Here is a 24,620-nt window from a genome sequence, read left to right on the forward strand (position 1 = left end):
TTTTTGCCAACACTATCAGAAAGTAATATCCAGACCGATTGCATACTGTTTCTGGGAAGGATAGGAAGCCATATCAAATCCGGTAAACGGTCCCGAATTATTGCCGGAAGCAATGCTGGAAGCATTATTGGCCTCGGGGTCAAATCCCGAGTAGTTGGTGAAAGTCAGCAGGTTCGTCCCGGTCACATATACCTTTACTGCATTAATCTTGAATTTCTTCAGAAATTTGGAAGGCAGATTATAGCCGAGAGTGATGTTTTTCACCCGGAGATAGGAACCGTTCTCGACCCACTGGCTGGAGTTTCGTTGATTTCCAAGTACATCATGTCCCGCAACGGTCGTATTTTCATTTTCTGGCGTCCAGCGGTTCAGAAGATTCCTGCCGACTCCGTCCGCGCCTCCCTCCAACATAAACTTTCCAAGGTTCACGATATCATTTCCCTGTACTCCGACAATGAGTACATTCAGAAACAGGTCTTTATAACGGAAACTATTACTCCAGCTATACGTGAAGTCCGGCAGTGTTTTGGCGATTGTCACCATGTCTTCACTGTCTATCACTCCGTTATTGTCCTTGTCGAAATATTTCGGAGAGCCGGGAGTGACCCCATACGCGCCCGCCAAAATCTTCTCACTGCTTTTCCATACTCCGTCATACCTGAAACCTTTTACCAAGCCGATAGGCTGCCCCACTTCCAGGCGGACTGCATCCGAGAATCCGGGCATACCGGCTCCTCCAAGAATCATTTCGTCCACTCCCTCATTGAGTGCCAGCACTTCACTACGGTTGGCGGCGTAAGTCAAGTTGGTAGTCCACTCGAAGTTCTTCGTCCGCACAGGTGTTCCGCCCACAACCAACTCAATTCCCTGGTTGCGGATTTTTCCGGCGTTCACCAATTGAGTGGCTTGTCCAGAAGCCATTTTCAGTTGCTTTTCAAACAATAAATCCGAAGTTATTTTCCGGTAGGCATCGGCAGTGAGGTTGAACCTGCCCTTAAATAAAGAAAGGTCGATACCTGCATTCCACTGTTTAGTAGTCTCCCATTTCAAATTCGGATTTCCCGCCAAAGTAGACAATGAAACGCCCTGATGAAGTTTCTCACCGTCAAATGCATAAGCCGCTTTAGAGCCTGTCACCAGCAAGTCCAATGACTGATAGGGAGAAATTGCCTGATTGCCGACCACTCCGTAACTCAATCTCAATTTTAGGTTATCTATGACGGAGACATTTTTCAAGAACTTTTCGTTTGAAATATTCCACGCCAGTCCGGCGGAAGGGAAATATCCCCATTTATTGTTCTTCGCAAATACCGACGAACCGTCTGCACGCATGGTCAACGTAGCCGAGTAACGGTCTGAATAGGTATAACTGATTCGTCCCATATAGGATAAGAGCGTCTGATCGGCCCTGTAAGAACCGGGCTGAATGGTTTCGTTTCCGAGACCCAGATTATTATATAATTTCTCGTTCGTGAAAAATCCTTTGGAAGAAGCATAGCTGGAAGTCGATTTCGACAATTGCTGTTCCAGAACCGCAGTGGCAATCAGATGATGTTTGCCTGCAAAGGTATGGTCGTATGTCAGCATATTCGTATTCTGGAATTGTATCCACTTGTCATTGCTTATGCTGGCTGTCCGTGTCGCTTCGTCCCCATTAATCACTTTCTCGGTGTAATACCAGTCACTCTCCCCGTCTGTCATCTGCCAGGAGACGGACGACTGGAAGTTGAGGTCTTTGAATAACTGGACAACGATTTCAGGATTAATGATATTCATTTTCTGGCGATATACATTCGTCTGTTCATTGGCAAGCGCCACCGGATTATATTCCGTATTCGAGCCGTAACCACCTCCCGGCTGCGAATAAGTACCGTCACTCTCATACACAGGCCTTGTAGGCGCAAAATTCAAAGCGGCATAGATAGGGCTTCCGTAAGCGTCCCGCGCATTCTGAACCGTCGGATTATCTTTAGACGAAGAAAAGAAGGTGTTCAAGTTCAGCTTGATTCTTTTGTTCAAGTCGATAGAGAGGTTCGAGCGCAGCGACATTTTCTGGAATTTCGAGTTGATGACAATTCCTTTGGTTCCCAAGTAATCTCCGGCAATATTATAAGAGATAATCCCTGACCTCCCGCTGATGCTAAGATGATGATTCTGGGTTGTCCCGGTTCTGAATATCTCGTCCTGCCAGTCGGTACTATTATTTTGAAAAACAGATACGTCGTCAAATACGGCAGGCAGTTTTCTCGCTTCCCTGTTCGTATTAATATATTGCGCATATTCCGAAGCATTCATTATATCCAGCTTTTTGCGTACTTGCTGAAGGGCACCAAATACATTGTAAGTGATAACCGGCTTTTGGCTGCCTCCCTTTTTAGTCGTAATCAGGATAACCCCGCCGGCTCCCCGCGAGCCATAAATGGCAGTGGCCGAGGCATCTTTCAGAATTTCAATCGATTCGATATCATTCGGGTGTACATTCGACATCGAGCCGCCCTGCATTCCGTCGATGATAACCAGCGGGTCACTTGCGGCATTGATTGAATTTACCCCACGAATCCGAATGGAGATACTGGAATTGGGAGAGGCATCATTATTGACTACCTGCACCCCGGCTATCTGCCCCTGAAGCGCCTCATCGGTACGTGTAAAGGCCGCGTTCCGTATGTTTTCTGACTTAACGGAACTTACCGAACCGGTAATATCACTCTTTTTCTGGATACCATAGCCCACTACGACCACCTCATCCAGTAAAGCGACATCTTCTTCCAGCAGAATATCCATTTTCGTCCGGTTGCCCACCGGTATTTCCTGCGTTTTATAGCCTATAAAGCTGGCTACAAGTATATCTCCGGACTTCACATTGATAGAGAAGTTACCGTCCAAATCGGTGATTCCACCTGTCAGCGTCCCTTTTATTGCAACAGATACCCCCGGAAGCGGCTGCTTATCGGCTTTCGACCGTATCGTACCTTTCAATGTCTGCTGTGCAAAGGCTGAAAAAGAAACAATCAGCCCAAGCATGATTAATAACACTATTTTCTTCATATTTTTCATATTATCCGATTATTAGTTTAGTCCGTAATCTCCACGTCAAAGTCCTTGACGGTACCAAATCTCACGCTGCCGCACGGTTCGAAAACAGAAAGGTCGACACCCCATGAGTCCACAGTAGCCGCCCGCATACGCACAACACCAAGCGACGCATCTGCCGGAACATGCACGGATATGCTATACGGCCCATTGTTCGTTCCTTCAAACTCGCCGAACACTGCAATACGTTCTCCGTCATTTGTGAAATTCCTGTCACCGTTCCAGTCTATCCACACAGCACTGCATGACCAGTTGTTCGATTGTACCAGATGAAGTGTAAAGTCACTGCCTCTTTTCACGATAAGGCGGTCTTCGGGATAGTACTTATAATTATTAGTCGGTATGGCGATATTCACATGCGACAGATTTTGCGCAGCTCCCTCGGTGCGTACTTCATCCGGGCAATAGTCGCCATAACCTGTTATCGTACAATATTCTTTGCCGAACACCGGCGGATTACCGCTTACAAATACCTCGACGGACGCGCTTCGTCCACCTTCTACCGTAGTGGCTGTTATGATGGAAGAACCTCGCGAGAACGCTGTCACCACGCCATTATCGACACTGGCTACTTCGGGGTCACTCGAAGTCCAAATCAAGTCCTGAATAGAAGCATCCGCCGGTGTGAAAAGGACATCATACCGTATTTTCCCCGGAGCTATGGGAGCTTCAGGCGATAACTTTATTCCCGTCACTTTTACAATCACCCTGACCGGAAGCGACTGTTTCACTTTTCCGTCCGCAGTAGAGGCGGTTATGATAGTGGTTCCCACTTTCAGCCCGATAATGCCGGATACCAACCCCGGTTCATTGGATTGTACCTGCGCTATTTCGGGATTGGCAGATTCCCACTTCAGCTTATCCGTCATATCGTCCGGAGACGCAACAGCTACAACAGACTGTATTTCATCAATACCTATCAATATATCCGACGTATTTAACGTGAAACTTTCGAGTGCAATATCCTGCTCTTCTTCTTTACAGCTGTACTGCAACAAAGGAGTTGCAAGTAACAAAAAATAAAGGATTTTTTTGTAAACTAGTTTTCTCATAAGCATTTTGATTTTTAATTATTATTCAGTTAACTAATAAAATGACAGCCGTTGTGTGATTTCGATTCGCTAAATACGGCAATAGTGGGCTATAAAGGGGGATACAAATTCGTACAATAGATGCTGTAAATTCGTAAACAGGGGATTCCGAGGGATATTCGGGCAAATAAAAACAGGAAATTCAGAAAAAATATTGTAGTTTTGCTATCATCATTCCTTAAAAAGAAAATCCAATTATAGATGATTCTTATGAAAAACAACACACTGCTTACAGGATTCCTGCTCCTGTTCTTCCTTACACTGACAAACGCCCAAGCGCAACTCCGGCATACCGAGTTTCTAAACATAGGTGTCGAGAACGGTCTTTCGCACAGCAGTGTCACCAGCATTGCCCAGGACAGCATCGGATTTATCTGGGTGGGAACCAAGCACGGATTAAACAGGTATGACGGAACCAACTTCAAAGTCTACTCCCAACACGAACCTTATCAAATAGGAAACGATATTTCCGTTCTGAACATTGACAGCCGGAACCGTCTTTGGGTAGGAACCAACGGCGACGGTCTTTTCCTATATAATCCTCTCAACGATACCTTCCTGCCTATATCCCTGGACTCCTCTCCCGGTAGAAGCAATCACTACATGGAAATCCACGCACTGTTGGAAGATAAGGACGGGATTATGTGGATTGCTACCGAAAAGGGAATTTACTCGTATGATGCATCAGGTAAATCCAGGCATTACCAACTGAAAGAGGACAAATCCGATTCATCAAACAAGAATGATATCAGAGCCATGCTCGAAGCACCTGCCGACCGGATTTGGATTGGCACATTCGGCTCGGGGCTTTATCTTTTCGATAAGAAATCAGGTGAGTTCACGCATTTCGACACAAAGCCATTCGACGGATTAAAGGACAATACCGATTATATCAATGCATTATTTACGGACGAGAAAGGGAACTTACTTGTCGGAACTAACGGGCAGGGACTGAAATATTTCGATTTCCAACAAAATAGAATTTCAAACTACCTGGCAGGTACTCCGTATGACGACCTGCTCATCGTCAGATGCATCTGGCAGGACAAGCTCGACAACCTGTGGATAGGCACGGACGGGCTAGGCATACTGCACATCACAAGAAAGCCCGGTCAACCGCTCGCAATTAAAAACTATCAAAACAACCACAACGTACATAATTCTCTTTCCTCAAATACAATTAATGTATTTTTCGAGGACCGGCAAGCTAATCTATGGATAGGCAGCGCGAAAAAAGGTATCAACCTGATAAAAAAGGAAACTACAAATATCGAGCAGTATTATAGCGACGGCAAAGGGGAATACAAGATACCTGTCCTTTCTGTTTTTCACGACAAGCATGGGCTCTGGCTGGGAACTGACGGGGAAGGACTGACTTTATTGAAGCCTCAACATGAGAAATCCCCTTACGAGATTTCCCGTTTTTTCTGTAAAGCGACCAACAACGGATATGTAGGCGATTTTATCCAATGTATCAAACCTGCCAATGACGGAAGTTTCTGGATAGCCATTTATGCCCAGGGACTGCACCGTTTCTATCCTGAGATGCAAAATACCCGCGATGAAACGGGGAAATCCATTCCCCGGCATTTTATTTCCCATAATAACGTCCAGGACATTCTGGTCTTGCCTTCCGGAGATTTATGGATAGCGACTTGGGGCGGCGGACTTGTCTATTTCGACACCAAGGTTCAAATGAGCTGGCCATATAAGCACGAACCGGGAAATCCGACATCACTCGGCGGGGACAATGTGCTGGCACTAAGTCCCGATAGTGACGGGTGTCTATGGTTGGCAACTTACGGTGACGGGCTGTCAATGTATAATCCGGTCACCAAGAAATTCAAGAATTACAAAGCTGAAGATTATCCCGGACTAGCCAGCAACTACATTTTCGCCTTACTGCGTGGAGACGACAACTGTCTATGGCTGGCTACGAAAGAGGGACCTGTCCGTTTCAATCCCAAGACTTCGGAGTTTGCAACGATTCCGATGAATGGAGCCGACATGCAACGCCGGAGCATCGTAAGCCTGCTGAAAGACAAAGACGGAAACATTTGGGCAGGTACCCAGAAAGGAATCATGCGTATTCAAAAGGATAATAACCAGATAAGTTTTATCCCCGGTCTTTATGATAACTTTTGTCTCAAATCTGCCTTTAAAGATGAAGACGGGAAACTGTACTTCGGTAGCAACGAACGGGTAGTAGCTTTTTATCCTTCCCAAATACAATTTGAAACGCCTGTTCCCGCAATGTGTCTCACCGGCTTCAAACTGTTCAGCAAGCCTGTAGCCATAAATGCCCAAAGTGTGCTGAAACAACAGATATGTTTTGAGAAGAAAATAGTTCTCAAACACAACCAGAGCGTATTTTCCATAGAATATGCCGCTTTGGACTATTCTTTCTCTAAGAATATAAACTATGAGTTCAAGTTGGCCGGCAGGGATGAGGACTGGCAAAGCGTGGGTACTCAGAATACAGTTACTTTCACTAATCTTCCGTCCGGCAAATATACCTTTATGGTACGTCCCGTCGGTGAGCCTTCTTATCAACAGGCAACACCCGCACAAATTGAAATCCAGGTGCTCCCCCCCTTCTGGCTTACCTGGTGGGCTTATCTTATCTATTTTGCTCTTATCATAATCACCCTGTATCTATTCCGTAGATATACCTTAAAATGGTCGGAAATCAAAAATGAATTGAAACTTGAGAAATTCAAGCGTGAACAGGAAGAACATATCTACGAACTGAAACAGCATTTTTTCACGAATATCTCACATGATATCCGAACGCCGCTCACTTTGATTGCAGGCTCTATCAACAAACTTTTCAACAGAGAAAACATGGATGCAACCGAACAGAAATACCTGAAACTGATAAGAACCAATACCAACCGTCTACTGAACCTCACCGGAGAATTACTGAATTTCAGAAAACTGGAAACGGGAAACGTCACCCTTCGGGTATCCAAGGAAAATCTGGTTGAGTTTGTGCAAGAAATCTACATCAGTTATACCCAGTTTGCCATCAACAAGCATATTGAGTATAAATTCGAATATTCACAACCGGAAATCAGCGTTTGGATAGATAAAGTGCAATTTGAGAGAGCCGTTTGCAACCTCATCTCCAACGCGTTCAAATACACTCCCGAAAAAGGAGAAATTTCAGTGAAAGTCAATTATGCCAATGACGGGGAAACGACCGTTTCAGTCGCCGACACAGGAGAAGGGATCGAAGCCGGGGAAATCAGCCATATCTTCAATCGTTTCTATCAGGTGGACAAGCAGGCTGAAGGCAACGGTTTCGGTGTAGGGTTAGCCATTACACGTGAAATCGTACTGTTGCATGGCGGAAATATCCAGGTGAAAAGCGCCAGAGGGAAAGGTTCTGAATTTACCATTCATCTCCAACCGGGAAAAGAACATTTAAAGAACGCTGAGTTTATATCGTCTCCTTCAAAAGCCAGTATTCTGTCGGAGTATTTCACGGATGACGAGGTAAAAGTATCTCCCGACCGCCTACCGGAACAGGATTTAAAAGAGTTCTCCGTATTACTGATTGAAGACAATCCCGACATCAGAACTTATCTGACCGACCTGCTATCGCCACAATATTCGATATACGAGGCTTCAAACGGGCAGGAAGGCTTCGAAAGGGCTTTGGAACTCGTTCCCGACATTATTATAAGTGACATTATGATGCCCGTCATGGACGGCATCACTTTCTGCCGAAAACTAAAAAGTGACATGAGAATCAGTCATATTCCTGTTATTTTATTAACAGCCAGAACTTTGGTCAATTCTATTATCGAGGGATTTGAAACCGGAGCCGATGAATATCTGACCAAGCCATTCAACGAACGTATCCTGTTGACCAGAGTCAACAACTTATTGCAAAACAGGAAAAGAATCAGGGAACAAATTAGTAAGGAAGCGATCATCAATCCGCAGGAGATAAGCCTGACGTCACAGGACAGTATCTTTCTTTCCAAGTTAGTCAGCTATATTGAAGAACATATTGAAGAACCTGAACTAAATATCGCTCAAATGGCAAGTACGATGGCAATGAGCCATTCCAACCTGTATAAAAAGATAAAAGCGCTCACAGGCATGACAGTTATTGGATTCATAAAGGATTTCCGATTGAAAAGAGCCGCACAACTGCTTGTCCAAAACCAACTGAATATTACCGAAATCGCTTATATGGTAGGTTATTCGGAACGACGCTATTTCAGCGATGATTTCAAAAAGAGGTTTGGGCAGAGTCCTAAAGAGTATATGGAGAAACATAAAAAACCGGAACTATAAATATGTAATTTCCCAAGATATTTTTAACCTCATTCATATGCACATAACCAAACAACTAACATACATTCACTATCAACATCAGCGCCTACACCAATGTAAACATTTTAAAACATTCAATCAGTTATAAATCAAAGCATTACTTAAATATTAATTATTTTATTAACGCACTTCTTCAAAATCGCTTGCACAGCAAATTCCGATACCATATCTTTGCAACGTGATCACAAAATAATAACTAGATTTACTAACGATTAAAACTATTAAGAATTATGGCACTGAAATATGTAGTCAAGAAAACAACCTTTGGCTTTGATAAGGAAAAAGCTGAAAAATATGTAGCAAGACCATTCAACGTAGTTACTGTTGATTTTAAAATGCTATGCGATCAGGTAACAAAAGTAGGATTCGTTCCACGCGGTACTGTAAAATCAGTACTCGACGGATTGATAGATTCGTTGATAACCTATATGGAAATCGGGGCTTCAGTAAGCCTTGGAGAATTCGGAACATTTCGTCCTTCTTTCGGGTGTAAAAGTCAGGATGATGAAAAGGAAGTGACTACGGACGCTCTAAAGAATCGTAAAATAATTTTCACTCCTGGAAGTATGTTTAAAGGCATGATAAAGTCAGTAAGTATCCAGAAATTGGATAGTTCTAAAAGCAATAGTTCCGGTACGCCTGGCAATGGAAATGGAGGCAACGGAGAAGGTGGAAACGAAGGCGGTGGTGAAGCACCGGATCCGGCAGCATAAGAAACGCAACATCATTATTTTTTTGAGACAAATCCGGTTTAAACTCTTTTAAGCCGGATTTGTTAATTTCTAAAATAGCTTGTTTTTCTCACAGAAAATCCCGATTATTGCAGTCTAATACTAATTGAAAGGGCTTCCATGAAAAGAGTCGATTCTGTTATATCTCTTATATATTCTCTATCAAAATCAGAAAAAAAACACTTCTCCTTGCAAGTCATCAAAGACAAGGAGGAAAAAGACTATCTGGTGATTTATGACATTATTACTAAGAGTAAACAGCCAAATGGGAATATAGTAAAAGAGGAGTTTTATAAACGCCGCCCCAATGGTTCTTTTGAAGTGTCTATTCAATATCTATATGAAAAACTAGTAGATACTTTGCTCACTCTGCGCAAAAAGAAAGATGTTTATTATGATCTGCTGAACGATTTGTGCAAGGCTCGTATGCTATATGAACGTTCATTATTTGAAGAATGCTTCGAAATCTTATCCGATACAATAAAACAGGCGCAATTTTACGAGAACAATGAAATACTGACAATTGCACAAAAGTTAGAATTAGAATATTTGCTTCGACTAAACTTCCCCAACATGACGGAGCAGGAACTTTTCCATAAACATTTCATCCAAAACGAAGCACTAAAAAAGATCCGGAAAATCACAGAGCAATCTTCTTTACACAACTTATTAAAATATCGTCTTTCGCACATTGGCGCCATCCGAACAGCTAAACAAAAACAAGACATGAATGACCTGATGGTCAACGAACTTTATATAGCAGCTTCCTCCGAAGCGGAAGGGAACTTTGAATTGACACGAAATCATAAACTTTTTCAAGCAAATTATTTAATGGGAGCAGGGGACTATAGAGCTGCCCTGAACTCTTACAAAGAACTGAACCGTCTATTTGAACAGAACCAACAATTCTGGTCAAACCCACCCATTTATTATTTATCCGTACTTGAAGGAGTACTCGGAAGTCTACGATCAGTAGGCAACTATGATGAGATGCCCTACTTTATTGAAAAATTAAAAGAATTGATAGCAGAAGACTCGTCACTTGAGTTCAAAGTGAATGCTACCTGCCTGCTCTTTCAATACGAGCTGTTTCCTTATCTGGATAAAGGTGACTTCCTTAATTGTACAGAACTCATGAACCACTATCAGGAATCGCTCTACGACAAAGAAGCATGGTTAAGTCCCATACGTAAAAGTGAATTATTACTTTATACAACCCTCGTACATATTGGTAACCAAAACTATAAAGCAGCAAAGAAATATATAAGTAACGCTATCATCGACCACAATATTAAATATCTACCACTGATGAGAACTATTCGCTTGGTTCGCCTCATCGCCTATTACGAAACACAAGAATACGAACTGATCAGACACGAATCACGCTCCATCACCAGAAGTCTCTCCTCTCCTAAAGAGCAAACATTTAAAACCGAACGAATTATTCTATGGTTCCTGAATAAAAGGAATCTCCCTATTCTGCTTAAAGACCGGGAAGCTTTTTGGGAAAAGCTATCTCCGGAAATACAAGAATTATATAATGATAAATACGAAAACCAACTTTTACGCCTCTTCGATTTTACAGCATGGATAGAATCGAAAATCCAGAAAGAGAAACTGTCAGAAGTTCTTAGATGGCATACAAAGACTAAAGAACTTTAAAATAGAAGGTTATTAATGCCTTTTATCATCATAAAAAAGCTGTATTCAAATTCATTTTTTCTCTTTGTAATTATATAAATAGACTTTATATATTTATCCTATCATTCCTTACTATTCAAATAAAAGATCACATTATATCACTTTTGAAATTATATAAACCAATTATTAATGTAGAAAACGATGCATTATTATTTCTTTCATTTGTATCGTCTTAATTTTTAATACCATGGAAACTGTATCTATTCATAAACCCAAAGTAGTAGTGATTGGAAGTTGCAACACTGACATGGTTGTAAAAGCCAACAGACTACCAGTACCAGGCGAAACCGTCTTAGGCGGAACATTTTATATGAACCCCGGCGGCAAAGGAGCCAACCAAGCTATCGCTGCATCCCGACTAGGAGCAGAAGTTACTTTCATCTCCAAAATCGGATATGACTTATTCGGATTACAAGCTTTGGAAATATATAAATCAGAAAAGATAAACACTGAATTTATCTTCACTGATCAAAAGAGCCCATCAGGCGTAGCACTTATTTCTGTTGATTCTTTCGGAGAAAACAGTATTATCGTTGCACCAGGTGCAAGCCGTTCTCTCTCAATAGAGGACATCAATAAAGCGGAAGAGAAAATCAGGGAAGCGGATATCATACTTATGCAACTTGAAGTTCCGATAGAAACTGCAGAGTATGCAGCTACTATCGCCAATAAGTACAACAAAAAGGTAATACTCAATCCTGCGCCTGCATCTACCTTGAGCAACGCATTTCTTAGAAACATACACACCATACTTCCTAACCGGATTGAAGCCGAAATGCTATCCGGAATTAAGGTCATGGATATAGAAAGCGCCCATCGAGCCGCCAAAACGATAGGGGACAAAGGTATAGAAAATGTTGTCATCACATTAGGTAAAGATGGTGCTTATGTAAAGGAAAAAGATAAATATGCAATGATTCCCGCCAAACAAGTAGAGACAATAGACACTACCGGAGCCGGAGATGTATTCTGCGGTGCATTTAGTGTTTGTCTATCCGAAAAGCATTCATTGACAGCAGCTGTCGAATTTGCCAACGCAGCAGCGGCAATTGCCGTTACCCGTATTGGTGCCCAGAGTGCCATCCCTTATAAAATGGAAGTTACTTTATAAAACATAAAAGACCTAGGTTAAATATAAATCTGATTCACATGAAAGTAGTAGTTATTGGAAGCTCAAACATCGACATGGTTGCCCAAGTCAACCATTTACCGGCACCCGGCGAAACTGTCGGCGATGCCTCTTTTATGCAATCCCTTGGAGGAAAAGGAGCAAACCAGGCCGTGGCTGCAGCGCGACTGGGAGGTTCCGTCATTTTTGTCACTTCATTAGGGAATGATATGTATGCCGATATACTCAAAAAGAATTTTGAAAAAGAAGGAATCACTACGGATTACATCATTAATGATAACCAGCATCCTACAGGAACAGCATTAATCTTTGTAGCAGATAGTGGGGAAAATTGTATAGCCGTAGCTCCGGGAGCAAACTACTCTTTATCTCCCGAATCAATCAATCACTTTTCCAAAGTAATTGATGAGACGGAAATAGTAGTAATGCAAGCCGAGATTCCTTACAATACAATTAAGAGTATTGCCCTATTAGCACAACAAAAAGGTAAAAAGGTTTTGTTTAATCCCGCACCTGCCTGTCTGATTGATGCAGAGCTGATGAAAGCTATTGATATTTTGGTAGTCAACGAAGTAGAAGCAGCTTTTGTATCAGGTATCAAACATACAGGAGACAATCTGGAAGAAATTGCCGAAGCATTGATTACGGCAGGTGCACAAAATGTTGTGATAACACTGGGAAGCCATGGCGTATATATGAAAAACGCTTATACAAGCGGCAGGCTTCCCAGTTACAAAGTGAATGCTATTGACACAATTGCGGCAGGCGATACATTCTGTGGTGCTTTGGCTGTAATGTGCGCTCAAAAAGAGATAGATATTGAAGCCCTCAAATTTGCTAATGCAGCGGCGGCAATTGCCGTCACTCGTTCAGGGGCTCAACCATCCATCCCTACTCTCGAAGAAGTAAACCACTTCATCTTAAAAAACGAATTACCTTATCGCTCAACTTTTAAATTTAATGAACATGAAAACCTACTCGAACCGACGATTCATTCTATCAGGTAGAAATCTTCTGTCAGCAACTGACGGTATAAGACATAGACTTATACTATTACTTAGCTGTCTATTCATCTTCTCAATGAATATACATGCGCAAAACACTGTATCAGGTACTGTTAGAGATGGTAATGGGGAACCCCTACTCGGAGTTTCCGTTATCGTTAAACATGGAAAAACAACTACGGGAACCGTCACAGACCTAAATGGACATTATCAAGTGAAAGCAGAACCGAGCGCTACTATTGAGTTTAGCTTTATTGGATTCAAATCAGTAACAGTACCGGCCAATCAGAAAATGATTAATGTGACCCTACATGACGATAATCAATTGCTGGATGAGGTAGTCGTTGTCGGCTATGGAACTCAAAAGAAGGTTAATTTGACAGGAGCCGTTAGTCAGGTCACAGCCGAAATACTGGAAAACCGCTCCACATCTTCCGTTACGCAAATGTTGCAAGGAGCTATGCCAAACGTCAACATTCAGGTAAATACCGGTAGCCCCGGAGCAGGCGGAACAATCTCCATTCGTGGAATGGGTTCCGTGAATTCCAGTTCTCCTCTTATTCTGGTAGACGGTATTCCCGGTAGTATAGATCAACTGAATCCGAATGATATAGAATCTATCTCCGTTCTTAAAGACGCTTCTTCAGCAGCCATTTATGGTGCGCGTGCAGCATTCGGCGTAGTCTTAGTTACCACTAAGAAAGCAAAATCCGGAAAAGCAAAAGTTTCTTATGATGGTTATTTCTCTTGGTCGAAGCCGACAGTCTCCACCGACTTTGTTACTTCGGGATATGACCACGCTTATATTTACGATACTTCATACATGGGACAAAAGGGGTTCATGGGAGCTGCTACCGGATATACAGAAGAAGATTATAAAGAGCTGGAAGCACGTCGGTATGATACAACAGAGCATCCGGATCGTCCCTGGGTAGTTACAACAACAGAAAGTGATGGCAGACAAAAATACAACTACTATGCCAATTTCGACTGGTGGAACTGGATGTATAAAGAAAGAATGCCATCCCAATCTCACAATGTCAGCATCTCCGGGGGCACCGACAAAATCCAATATTATGTATCCGCAAATTTCTATTCAAAGGATGGTATGATGAAACGGGTGGACGAGAAATATACGCAATATACTTTAACTTCGAAATTCAATGCAGAAATCAAATCATGGCTGAGAATTGGAAACCAGACGAACTATTTTGACAGCTCGCACACTTATCCTGGTGAAAATGCTGCCAATGCAGCTTTTGCCAGAACCATGATCAACTGTGCACCTTACTATGTACCCATCGGACCGGATGGCAACTATACCGGTTTGATGAAAAATGGAAAAGTCATCAACGAAGGACGTGTAGCAGATATATATGGAGGCGTCTCCAAAGGGAATGTAGGAAAAAGACGTTTCCGAAATACATTCTCTGTTGAAATTACTCCCATCAAGAATTTATCCATAAACGCTGATTATACATTCGGATTCACGATGGATGATAACTGGAAACGCCAGGGATTAGTATATATCTCTAACGGGTATGCCAACGAAACGCAGTTGAGCACCACTTCCACTCACAAAAAAGACTATATACAGAAATCAATGTCTTATGACCCTTCACATGTATTCAATGCATACGCTACCTACGGTAACACTTTTGCAAAAGTTCATAACGTATCGGCAACAATAGGTATGAACTACGAAAAACAGCAAACACACGATTTACTTGGCTACCGGACAGATGTATTATCTGAAACATTGAATGATTTGAATCTGGCAACAGGAACAGGCGCATCAGACCTCAAAGCTACAGGAGGTGCATCCGCTTACGAACTATTCGGCCTTTTTTTCAGAGCCAATTATAATTATAAGGAACGCTATTTATTAGAAGTAAACGGAAGATATGACGGTTCTTCCAGATTCCTCTCCGGAAACAGATATGGTTTCTTTCCCTCCGTATCTGCAGGATGGAGAATAAGCGAAGAGCAATTTATGAAAGACCTAAACATCTTCGATAACCTGAAGATAAGAGCTTCATATGGTGTCCTCGGTAATCAATTGGGAGTAAGCATGTATCCCTATTCTACAATTACCCAAAAACAGTCTTCTTATATTGTTGGTAATTCACTTGCCTATTACTTGACTACCCCCGCTCCCGTAGCAGGTGACTACACGTGGGAAAAAGTAGGCACCCTTAACATGGGTATAGATATCAGCGTATTGAATAACAGATTAAACTTCAGCGGAGACTATTTTATCAGAAAAACATCAGATATGTTCGTTGACGGTATTACACTTCCTGCTGTTTATGGCGCGAATCCTCCCCGACAAAATGCCGGAGAAATGAAAACAAAAGGGTATGAAATAACCGTAACCTGGCGTGACAATTTCAAATTGGCTGGAAAACCACTGAATTATGAGGTTTTCGGTTCTTTGGGTGATGCTACCTCTGAAATTACTAAATATCAAGGAAATGACACGAATATCTTAACTGATTATTACGTAGGAAAGAAAATCGGAGAAATTTGGGGTTATAAAACCGGTGGATTATTCCAATCGGATGAAGAAGCAACTGAATGGACAAGTAAGATAGACCAGTCGGCAGTAAACAGGGATATTTTAAAGAGCCAGGGAAAATGGTCTGTTGCTCGTGGAGGAGACGTAAAATTCCTCGACAAGGATGGTAATAATATTATCAACAATGGAGCAAATACACTTGACGATCATGGCGACCTTGAAGTTATCGGCAATGAAACACCACGTTATAATTATGGGTTTGGAGCAAATATCAACTGGTATGGGTTTGACTTTTCTATCTCATTCCAGGGTATTGGAAAAAGAGATTTGTATCCGAACAAAGAAATGGAAAAATTCTGGGGTTCATGGGGGCGTGTCAACAGCGCTTTCCTTCCCAAGGGAATTGCCGAACAAGCATGGTCGGAAGAAAACAAAGGTGCATACTTCCCTCGCCTCGAACGTGGTAGTGCAGCATACAATGATGATGGACAGATGCAAGTTGTCAACGATAGATACTTACAAAATCTGGCATATCTGCGTTTGAAAAATCTCTCGATAGGTTATACACTGCCGAGTAAACTTACAACTAAAGCAGGAATCGAACGATTAAGAATCTATTTCGCTGGTGAAAACCTATGTTATTGGTCACCTTTCAAGACTGACTATATAGATCCAGAACAAGCGATGTCTGCCAACGATGCACGTATTTATCCGTTCTCTAAAACGGTGTCCATTGGTGTAAACCTGACATTCTAAATTCCCCAAACTAAACATCTATTAAGTATGAAAACAACAACGATTATAAAGAAAGCCTTTTTGATAAGTTCATTATCGCTTTCGTTTTGCGCTTGTGATTTAGATCAGTTACCGCAAGATCAAATGACTCCGGAGAACTCTCTGAAGAATGAAACGGAACTTAAGTTATACATCAACGGACTTCTGCCCATGCTGTCAGGAGCATCCAATGTAGATAATGGAGCCAGCGTAGCCGCCGGAAGAATGATGGAAAAGACTGACGACGTGATATGGCCCACACTTCCCGATTATATGACTGGCAAAAGAAGCTCAACGCAATCAGCCGGAAGCTGGGACTGGGACAATCTGCGAAAGATTAACATCTTCCTAAAATATTCTGTAAACTGTCCGGATGAGACTATACGTGAAAAATACAATGCAATGGCCTACTATCTGAGAGCACAGTTTTACTATGACAAACTGAAGACATTCGGTGGAGTGCCTTGGTACGATACTGTACTCGAAGATAATAGTCCGGAATTGTACAAACCGCGTGACTCCCGCGAAACGATTGCGAACAAGATTCTGGAAGATTTGGATAAAGCCATAAAAAACGGTGTGGAAACCAAAAGTCTGAATGAGATAACCAAATGGACTGCATTGGCTCTGAAGAGTCGTTTCTGCTTATTCGAAGGAACGTTCAGAAAATACCATAACATAGAAGGAGCAGAGGATTTTCTGAAAGAATGTGTATCGGCTTCTGAGGCACTAATGACTTCGGGGAAATACACTATTGACAAAGGAGAAGGAACGGATGTTGCTTACAGAGATTTATTTGCACAACCTGTTACAAACAATGCCAGTGACGTAGAAGTTATAACTGCCTATGCTTATAGCATTTCATTAGGCGTAAAACATAACACCAACTATTCTATCATTAACGCCAGTGGAAACCAGATTGGACTTAGTAAAGCATTCATGGATTCTTATCTGATGAATGATGGTAGCCGTTTTACAGACAGACCAGGCTATGAGACTATGATTTTTGGTGAAGAATTTGAAAACAGAGATCCGCGTATGTTTCAGACAGTCAGATGTCCCGGTTACGCCCGCATTGGCAAGACTCATGATGTAAATAGGCTCTATGAGGCCATGCAAATCTCCGCCACTGGATACATGCCGATTAAGTATATACAATCTGGCGATTATGATAAACAGACCAGCAACGAAAATGATATCATCCTGTATCGTTATGCAGAAGTTCTGTTGAATTATGCCGAAGCAAAAGCCGAGTTAGGTACGCTTATCCAGACAGACTTGGATCAAAGTATCAAACTAATACGGGATCGTATCGGGATGCCGAATATGAATATGGCAGCTGCAAATGCTAACCCGGACCCAGTGTTGGCAGTACAGTATCCACTTGTATCAGGAAATAACAAAGGAGTAATTCTTGAAATCCGAAGAGAACGCAGAGTTGAAATGGTTATGGAAAATCTGCGTTATGATGATCTGATGCGTTGGAAAGCCGGCCATTTATTTACCGAACAATTCAGGGGAGTTTATTTTTCAACAGTCACCGCTCCTTCTACCAAGTATGATTTGGATAAACCGGCATATACAGTTAGAAACGCCAACTTTTACATTTATATAGGTGAACGTCCCGCCAATCTTACCGAAAAGAACTCAATCGGGCTAAATGTAGGTATCTTCTTGAGCAATGGCAATTCTGGTAATAAAGTACTCAATACAGATAAAGTAAAAACCTGGAATGAGGAACGTGACTACCTGGCTCCGCTACCAAGTTCCGCCCTTGTTATCAATCCGAATCTAAAACAAAATCCGCATTGGGACAGTCCTTCAGATTAACTAATCTATAAAAAAATAGCAAATAAATGAAACGACGTGATTTTATAAAAAACGCAAGTCTAGCATTATCTGCTGCATTTGTACCTAATATAGCATTCCCCTCTTTCTTAAGGGGGGGGGCTCCTCTAAACAATGTTCTGTACAACGGTGTCGCATTACCTGACGTTTGGCCTCCCAGAAATATTGGCATGAATTACGATCCTATGCCAACGCCTTATTTAATCAACCGACCGGAAATCATTCCAATCGACCTAGGAAGACAACTTTTGGTTGACAATTTCCTGATTGAACAGACAGATATGGAACGCAGGTCATATACACCACATAAAATGAGTTTCAATCCGGTACTCAAACCGGAGACAGAATTGGAACAGGGTATTTACGGCATTCCCGGAGCCAGTGCCAAAGATGGTGGTGTATGGTGGGATCCGAAAGACCAACTCTTCAAAATGTGGTATGAAGCTGGCTGGTTACACAGAATGGCCTACGCTACAAGTAAAGACGGAATATATTGGGAGCGTCCCAATCTTGATATAGTGCCGGGCACTAATCAGATTGTACCGGAAATCGTAGCAGACTCATCTACTGTGTGGCTGGATCATTTTACCCAAAATGATGAAGAGCGTTTCAAAATGTTCCTACGCTCTCCTAATTCTATTCCCGGTTCCACAGAACGCTTTAATTATGGATTCAGTATGGTTTCTCCAGATGGAATTCACTGGGGTAAACCAGTCAAAACCGGACCATGTGGAGACCGGAGCACCATGTTCTACAATCCTTTCCGCCAAAAATGGGTATACAGCCTCCGGAATCCAGAAAACATAAACCGTGTACCTATCGGACGCTTCCGCTATTACCATGAACATTCCAATTTCCTGGAAGGAGCGAAATGGACAAAAGAAGACCTTATTTTTTGGTTGGGAGCAGACTATCTGGATGATCCGGATCCATATATCGGTGATAAAGCACAACTATATAACTTGTCCGCAGTACCTTATGAAAGCATTATGCTGTCATTACCTCAAATACACCTGGGACCATCTAATGAAAGATGTAGAGAAGCCGGAGTCCCTAAAATAACCGAGTTAAAAGTAGCTTACAGCCGCGACGGTTTCCACTGGGATCGTACCGACCGGCATACCTTTATTCCCGCCGAACGAAAAGAAGGTTCATGGGACAGAGGATATGTACAATCCGTGGGAGGATTATGCGCAATTGTGGGGGATCAACTCTGGTTCTACTATATAGGATTCGAGGGAAACAGGAAAAAGAAAAGTTCGGTTTACGAAAAGAACGGAATGCATGCCAATGGAAGTACCGGCATAGCTGTATTACGCAGAGACGGCTTCGTATCTTATTCCACTTCAAAGGAAAAAAGTACATTATTAACCCGTCCAGTAACATTCACTGGCAAATACCTGTTCGTAAATGTAAATTGTCCAAACGGAGAGTTAAAAGTGGAGGTGTTAGATACTGACAATAATGTAATTCCAGGGTTCTCCGCAGGTGACTGCAAGCCTCTCTCAATAGACAGCACGATTGCACAAATAAAATGGAAAAACAAAAAGGATCTGTCTATTTTAAAAAACCAACCAGTCCGATTCAAATTTTATTTAGCCAACGGTGATTTGTATTCATTCTGGGTAAGTCCCGATATAGAAGGTGCCAGTAACGGATACAACGCAGCAGGAGGTCCGGGTTTTAGCGGAGGTATAGACATTGAAGGTAAAAAGGCCTATAAAAAAGCTGAAAATTTCCCTAACCTGTTAGAAAGATGTTAAAACAATTAATAAATAAAATAATATAAATAACGATGGATAAAAAATTATTTGAAGGTGTGATTACCCCAATGGTGACCCCCCTTATTGACAGAGAGAATATTGATATTAAAGGTTTGGAAAAATTGCTGGATCATTTGATAAATGGCGGAGTCAGTGGAATTTTTCTTATGGGTACTACTGGTGAAGGAACAAGTATTTCTCTTCGAATGAGAAAGGAACTCATTAAATATTCAGTAGCATATGTAAATGGCCGTGTACCTGTATTTGCCAGCATTGCTGATTGTTGTATCGAAGAAAGTCTGAATATGGCATGTTATGCAAAAGAATGTGGAGTCAGCTATTTAGTATCCGCACTACCTTTTTATCTGGGATTAACTCAAAAAGAAATAGTCGACTATTACACGACGATTGCCGACAATGTATCCCTGCCTCTGTTCTTATACAACATTCCGGCACAAACTAAATTAATGATTTCCGTAGAAGCAGTCAAGACATTGGCTAAGCACCCGAACATCATCGGAATGAAAGATAGTTCTGGTAACGGTACTTACTTCAATACGCTACTTGCGGAAGTGAAAGCTGAACATTCTGATTTTACCATTCTCGTAGGACCAGATGAAATGTTGGCTTCTACAATGGCATTAGGTGGCAATGGAGGTGTAAACTCCGGTTCCAATCTATTCCCTGAACTTTATGTCAACTTGTTCAAAGCGTGTAAAGCTAAAGATGCGGAAAAAATATTCAATTTACAGAAGCTAGTAATGAAAGTTTCTACCAAGATTTACTCGGTTGACAAATCAAGCGTATCTTTCCTCAAAGGGTTAAAAGCCGCATTATTTACAGAAGGCCTAATAACCGATTACATCTGCGAACCCCTACAAAAAGTAAATGACACTGACCTGGAAATAATCAGAAAAAATGTAGCGGAATTGAAGAAACTAATTATTCAGGCATTATGAAAACAACCAGCAAATTAATTACTTTATTAATGATCATTACTATGACTTGTTCCTGTGGAAACCCTAAAAAGAAAGCTGAAACTATCACTTCTGACACTGATTCTACAGAAGTAGACTGGAAATATGGTTGGCCGATAGTTGCCAGTCCGACACTCGACATGAATGCTTTAAAGAAACATCAAGCCCAATACCCTGAAAGATGGAAAGCTACATTCGAGTATCTGAAAAGTACAGAATTAAGTAAATTAACTCCTGGTGAATATGAAATTATAGGGCGAGACATATATGCCATTGTTAGTGAATATGCTCCTAAAGAAGAAACAGAATGTAACTTTGAAGCACATCGCAAATATATCGATCTCCAATACCTGATCAATGGAAAAGAGAAAATGGGAGTAACAACATTGGATAAAGTAGTCCCTGTTTGCGAATATGATGAGAAAAAGGATATTGTTTTCTTCAAACCCGATGCACCGGCCATATATGAAGTGGCAACTCCCGGTTTTTTTTATGTTTTCTTCCCTAAAGATGCTCACCGTCCCAGTATAAAAGAGGAAGATGGGATGATTGTGAAGAAAATAGTTATTAAAATCAAAATATAGATATGCTGAAAGATAAGAAATTTTATCCATGGATGGTAGTAGGGATGCTCGTCGTAGTGTCTCTACTCAACTATTTAGATAGACAGATGCTAGCTACGATGCGGCCGTTCATCATGGTAGATATCAAAGAGCTGGAATCTATCACTAATTTCGGACGACTGATGGCTATATTCCTCTGGGTATATGCTATTATGAGCCCCATATCAGGAATGATTGCAGACCGCTTGAACCGTAAATGGCTGATTGTCGTCAGTTTATTCGTATGGTCTACCGTCACTCTTATGATGGGGTATGTGCATGATATTAACCACCTGTATATATTAAGAGCATTAATGGGTGTTAGCGAAGCATTTTACATACCTGCCGCTTTATCTCTCACAGCCGACTACCACCAAGGGAAAACAAGATCTATTGCTATCGGCGCACTGACTTCCGGTATTTATTTAGGGCAAGCTATCGGTGGCTTCGGAGCTACAGTAGCCGCTCACACTTCCTGGCAATTTACTTTCCACTCTTTTGGGATGGTCGGTATCATTTATAGTTTTGTGCTTATCGCACTGCTGCATGAGAAAAAAACTTATGTAGTAAATACAGAACAAAGGAGAAGTATAAAGGAAAATCTTTCAATGACCTTCAAAGGATTGGCAGTATTGTTTAGTAATATTGCATTTTGGGTAATGCTATATTATTTTGCGGCACTTAATCTCCCTGGATGGACCACCAAAAATTGGTTGCCGACAATGGTCTCCGATACATTAAATATGGATATGGAGTTTGCTGGTCCGCTTTCTACCACAACTTTGGCCCTTTCTTCTTTTGTCGGGGTATTCCTCGGAGGTTTTATCTCCGATAGATGGGTACAGAAGAATATCAAAGGAAGAGTTTACACCAGTGCCACCGGATTGTCACTGATTGTTCCCGCTCTTTTAATGATGGTTTACGGAAACAATATTATATTTATTGTTGCAGGAGCCATACTCTTCGGACTTGGCTTCGGTATGTATGATACCAATAATATGCCTATTCTTTGCCAGTTCATCCCTTCCCGATATCGCGCTACTGGTTACGGACTCATGAATTTTGTTGGAATAGCCGCCGGAGCCATTATCACAAACGAGCTAGGCAAAGCGTTCGAAGCTAATTATAAGAATCTTGTCTTTTTGATAATGATCTTCTCTGTATGTCTGTCCATATTCCTTCAGTTAAAAGTGCTAAACCCAAAAACTACGGATATGACCGATGAACTAATGACCAAGTCAAAAAATAAATAAAAAACGTAAACTGAACGATTATGAAGTATACATACTCACTTATTAGGTCAATAAAACCATATGTAAACATTATCATGTTTTTACTGTGTTTGGTATCTTATAGTTGCGGCGGTTCAGATGATGGTATATCCGGTCCCCCGGAAAATTCCGGAACTGATCCGGCCCCCGACCCTGATGACCCGTCAGACGATTGGAGAACTCTCTACAATGGAATCATTCTGCCCTCTGTATGGCCACCAAAAGATATAAATATCAGTTCATATGAACCGATGAAGGTTCCCTATCTACAGACGCCTCCGGAAGTAATTCCCATTGATGTAGGCCGTCAGTTATTTTTTGATAATTTCCTGATAGACAACACCGATCTGGTACGCAAATTCTATAAGCCCAAGAAATACGCACAGAATCCTATACTAAAGCCAGAAACAACTTTGGAGACATCAAATATTCCTGGTGCTTCTGCCAAAGATGGCGGAGTATGGTGGGAACCCAGAGAACAGATCTTCAAAATGTGGTATGAAGCCGGATGGCTCAACAAAATGGCTTATGCAACAAGTAATGATGGTGTCAACTGGGTACGTCCAGATTTGAATAACGGTTCGAATGAGCTATTGACATTGTCCAGATTCCCCGCAAATTCATGTGCTGTCGTATTGGATTATGAGGCATCCGACAATGAAAGATATAAGATGTTTTTACGTTCACCAAACGCTAATGCAACAGATAATGCTGGTTACTGCATGATATCTTCGAATGGAAAACAATGGAGCTGGTTCACAAAAACAGGTCCTTGTGGTGACAGAAGTACAATGTTCTACAATCCTTTCCGTAAAAAATGGGTGTTCAGCATACGAACTCTAGGTGTGCTAGGCAATTCTCCTCATGGAAGAGCCAGATATTATCGGGAACATTCTGATTTTCTGACTGGAGCAGTCTGGACTAAAGCAGATATAGTATTCTGGTGTAATGCGGATAATAAAGACACTCCAGATCCGGAATTCAATCTACCACCCGAACTTTATAATTTGAATGCTGTAGGTTATGAAAGTATTATGCTGGGGTTGCACCAAATTCTATTGGACGAGAATGAAATTGCCAAAGCTGCCAACAGACCGAAAATCACAGAATTAAAAGTTTCTTTCAGCCGTGACGGCTTCCATTGGGACAGACCTTACAGAGAGGCATTTATTCCTGCTACCCGAGTACCTGGCAGTTGGGATCGTGGATATGTACAATCGGTAGGTGGTATTTGTACAGTAGTAGGGGATCAATTAAGGTTCTACTACATCGGATTTAAAGGTGGAGACCCCTCAAGCTATATGCATTCAAATGGTGCCACCGGCATGGCTATTCTACGCAGAGATGGATTTGCTTCCATGTCTACAACGGGAGAAGGCAGCCTTACGACTCGTCCTGTCACATTTACTGGTAAATATTTGTTCGTCAATGTCGATTGTCCGTCCGGTGAACTTAAAGTTGAGATTCTGGATAAAAATAATAAGGTTATTGATGGTCTTTCAGCAGATAAATGTAAAGCCGTTAGTATAGATTCTACTATTCAACAAATAGAATGGAATGGAAGCAGTGACTTATCTTCATTGGTTGGTCAAGAAGTAAAGTTCAGATTCAAACTTAAAAATGGTGATTTATATGCATTTTGGGTAAGCCCGAGTACCAATGGCGAAAGTAATGGATATGTAGCCGGTGGTGGTCCCGGATATATCAGCAATAAGGATACAGAAGGAAAAAAAGCATATGAACAAGCAAGTGGTCTCCAAAAATTCTAATT

Annotated in this window: 14 protein-coding genes; 12 read left to right on the top strand and 2 right to left on the bottom strand. The window is 41.7% G+C overall.

Annotation, left to right across the window (positions count from 1 at the left end; genetic code table 11):
- Positions 1-15: 15 nt before the first annotated feature.
- Positions 16-3,048: a SusC/RagA family TonB-linked outer membrane protein gene (locus GD631_RS03155; protein ID WP_185972661.1), complete on the bottom strand. Its 3,033-nt coding sequence runs from the start codon at positions 3,046-3,048 to the stop codon at positions 16-18.
- A 26-nt stretch (positions 3,049-3,074) separates the two neighbouring features.
- The gene (locus tag GD631_RS03160; protein WP_185911562.1) at positions 3,075-4,145 is read right to left on the bottom strand and encodes an Ig-like domain-containing protein; all 1,071 of its coding nucleotides are present in this window, start codon (positions 4,143-4,145) and stop codon (positions 3,075-3,077) included.
- Between the two features lie 249 nt (positions 4,146-4,394).
- Between GD631_RS03160 and GD631_RS03165 the strand changes: the two genes are divergently transcribed.
- From GD631_RS03165 to GD631_RS03220, 12 genes are all read left to right on the top strand, one after another.
- Positions 4,395-8,492 (top strand): hybrid sensor histidine kinase/response regulator transcription factor, encoded by a 4,098-nt coding sequence (locus GD631_RS03165; protein ID WP_185911563.1) that lies wholly within the window; start codon positions 4,395-4,397, stop codon positions 8,490-8,492.
- Positions 8,493-8,761: 269 nt separating this feature from the next.
- On the top strand, positions 8,762-9,244 hold the full coding sequence (locus tag GD631_RS03170; protein ID WP_117810229.1) for an HU family DNA-binding protein: 483 nt from the start codon (positions 8,762-8,764) through the stop codon (positions 9,242-9,244).
- A gap of 138 nt (positions 9,245-9,382) precedes the next feature.
- Entirely contained in the window at positions 9,383-10,924 is a 1,542-nt protein-coding gene (locus GD631_RS03175) for a BT2802 family ribose utilization protein (RefSeq protein WP_143259259.1), read from the top strand.
- 226 nt (positions 10,925-11,150) lie between these two features.
- Positions 11,151-12,074, top strand: coding sequence for a ribokinase (rbsK, locus tag GD631_RS03180; protein WP_185911564.1), 924 nt, complete (start codon positions 11,151-11,153; stop codon positions 12,072-12,074).
- 38 nt (positions 12,075-12,112) lie between these two features.
- Positions 12,113-13,099 carry a ribokinase gene (gene rbsK / locus GD631_RS03185; RefSeq protein ID WP_143259261.1) on the top strand — a complete coding sequence of 329 codons (987 nt, stop codon included), beginning with the start codon at positions 12,113-12,115 and terminating at the stop codon, positions 13,097-13,099.
- A 73-nt stretch (positions 13,100-13,172) separates the two neighbouring features.
- Positions 13,173-16,370 carry a SusC/RagA family TonB-linked outer membrane protein gene (locus GD631_RS03190; RefSeq protein WP_223225887.1) on the top strand — a complete coding sequence of 1,066 codons (3,198 nt, stop codon included), beginning with the start codon at positions 13,173-13,175 and terminating at the stop codon, positions 16,368-16,370.
- Positions 16,371-16,397: 27 nt separating this feature from the next.
- The gene (locus tag GD631_RS03195; protein ID WP_050428246.1) at positions 16,398-18,218 is read left to right on the top strand and encodes a RagB/SusD family nutrient uptake outer membrane protein; all 1,821 of its coding nucleotides are present in this window, start codon (positions 16,398-16,400) and stop codon (positions 18,216-18,218) included.
- A gap of 26 nt (positions 18,219-18,244) precedes the next feature.
- Entirely contained in the window at positions 18,245-19,999 is a 1,755-nt protein-coding gene (locus GD631_RS03200) for a glycosyl hydrolase family 32 (protein WP_152288004.1), read from the top strand.
- Positions 20,000-20,031: 32 nt separating this feature from the next.
- Positions 20,032-20,958, top strand: coding sequence for a dihydrodipicolinate synthase family protein (locus GD631_RS03205; protein WP_118418315.1), 927 nt, complete (start codon positions 20,032-20,034; stop codon positions 20,956-20,958).
- The gene (locus GD631_RS03210) at positions 20,955-21,560 is read left to right on the top strand and encodes a NanQ anomerase/TabA/YiaL family protein (protein WP_008646441.1); all 606 of its coding nucleotides are present in this window, start codon (positions 20,955-20,957) and stop codon (positions 21,558-21,560) included. The genes GD631_RS03205 and GD631_RS03210 overlap by 4 nt, the downstream gene beginning before the upstream one ends.
- A 2-nt stretch (positions 21,561-21,562) precedes the next feature.
- Positions 21,563-22,831 (top strand): MFS transporter, encoded by a 1,269-nt coding sequence (locus GD631_RS03215; protein ID WP_143259264.1) that lies wholly within the window; start codon positions 21,563-21,565, stop codon positions 22,829-22,831.
- A gap of 74 nt (positions 22,832-22,905) precedes the next feature.
- Positions 22,906-24,618: a glycosyl hydrolase family 32 gene (locus tag GD631_RS03220; protein ID WP_223225888.1), complete on the top strand. Its 1,713-nt coding sequence runs from the start codon at positions 22,906-22,908 to the stop codon at positions 24,616-24,618.
- Positions 24,619-24,620: the final 2 nt, after the last annotated feature.

Source organism: Bacteroides luhongzhouii, assembly GCF_009193295.2.
GTDB lineage: Bacteria > Bacteroidota > Bacteroidia > Bacteroidales > Bacteroidaceae > Bacteroides > Bacteroides luhongzhouii.

Excerpts from the sequence above, each read along its gene's own strand:
- GD631_RS03205 (WP_118418315.1), top strand. The coding sequence starts at position 20,032 with ATGGATAAAAAATTATTTGAAGGTGTGATTACCCCAATGGTGACCCCC.
- rbsK (WP_143259261.1), top strand. The coding sequence starts at position 12,113 with ATGAAAGTAGTAGTTATTGGAAGCTCAAACATCGACATGGTTGCCCAA.
- GD631_RS03200 (WP_152288004.1), top strand. The coding sequence starts at position 18,245 with ATGAAACGACGTGATTTTATAAAAAACGCAAGTCTAGCATTATCTGCT.
- rbsK (WP_185911564.1), top strand. The coding sequence starts at position 11,151 with ATGGAAACTGTATCTATTCATAAACCCAAAGTAGTAGTGATTGGAAGT.
- GD631_RS03160 (WP_185911562.1), bottom strand. The coding sequence starts at position 4,145 with ATGAGAAAACTAGTTTACAAAAAAATCCTTTATTTTTTGTTACTTGCA.
- GD631_RS03165 (WP_185911563.1), top strand. The coding sequence starts at position 4,395 with ATGAAAAACAACACACTGCTTACAGGATTCCTGCTCCTGTTCTTCCTT.
- GD631_RS03215 (WP_143259264.1), top strand. The coding sequence starts at position 21,563 with ATGCTGAAAGATAAGAAATTTTATCCATGGATGGTAGTAGGGATGCTC.
- GD631_RS03175 (WP_143259259.1), top strand. The coding sequence starts at position 9,383 with ATGAAAAGAGTCGATTCTGTTATATCTCTTATATATTCTCTATCAAAA.
- GD631_RS03170 (WP_117810229.1), top strand. The coding sequence starts at position 8,762 with ATGGCACTGAAATATGTAGTCAAGAAAACAACCTTTGGCTTTGATAAG.
- GD631_RS03190 (WP_223225887.1), top strand. The coding sequence starts at position 13,173 with ATGAATATACATGCGCAAAACACTGTATCAGGTACTGTTAGAGATGGT.
- GD631_RS03210 (WP_008646441.1), top strand. The coding sequence starts at position 20,955 with ATGAAAACAACCAGCAAATTAATTACTTTATTAATGATCATTACTATG.
- GD631_RS03195 (WP_050428246.1), top strand. The coding sequence starts at position 16,398 with ATGAAAACAACAACGATTATAAAGAAAGCCTTTTTGATAAGTTCATTA.
- GD631_RS03155 (WP_185972661.1), bottom strand. The coding sequence starts at position 3,048 with ATGAAGAAAATAGTGTTATTAATCATGCTTGGGCTGATTGTTTCTTTT.
- GD631_RS03220 (WP_223225888.1), top strand. The coding sequence starts at position 22,906 with ATGTTTTTACTGTGTTTGGTATCTTATAGTTGCGGCGGTTCAGATGAT.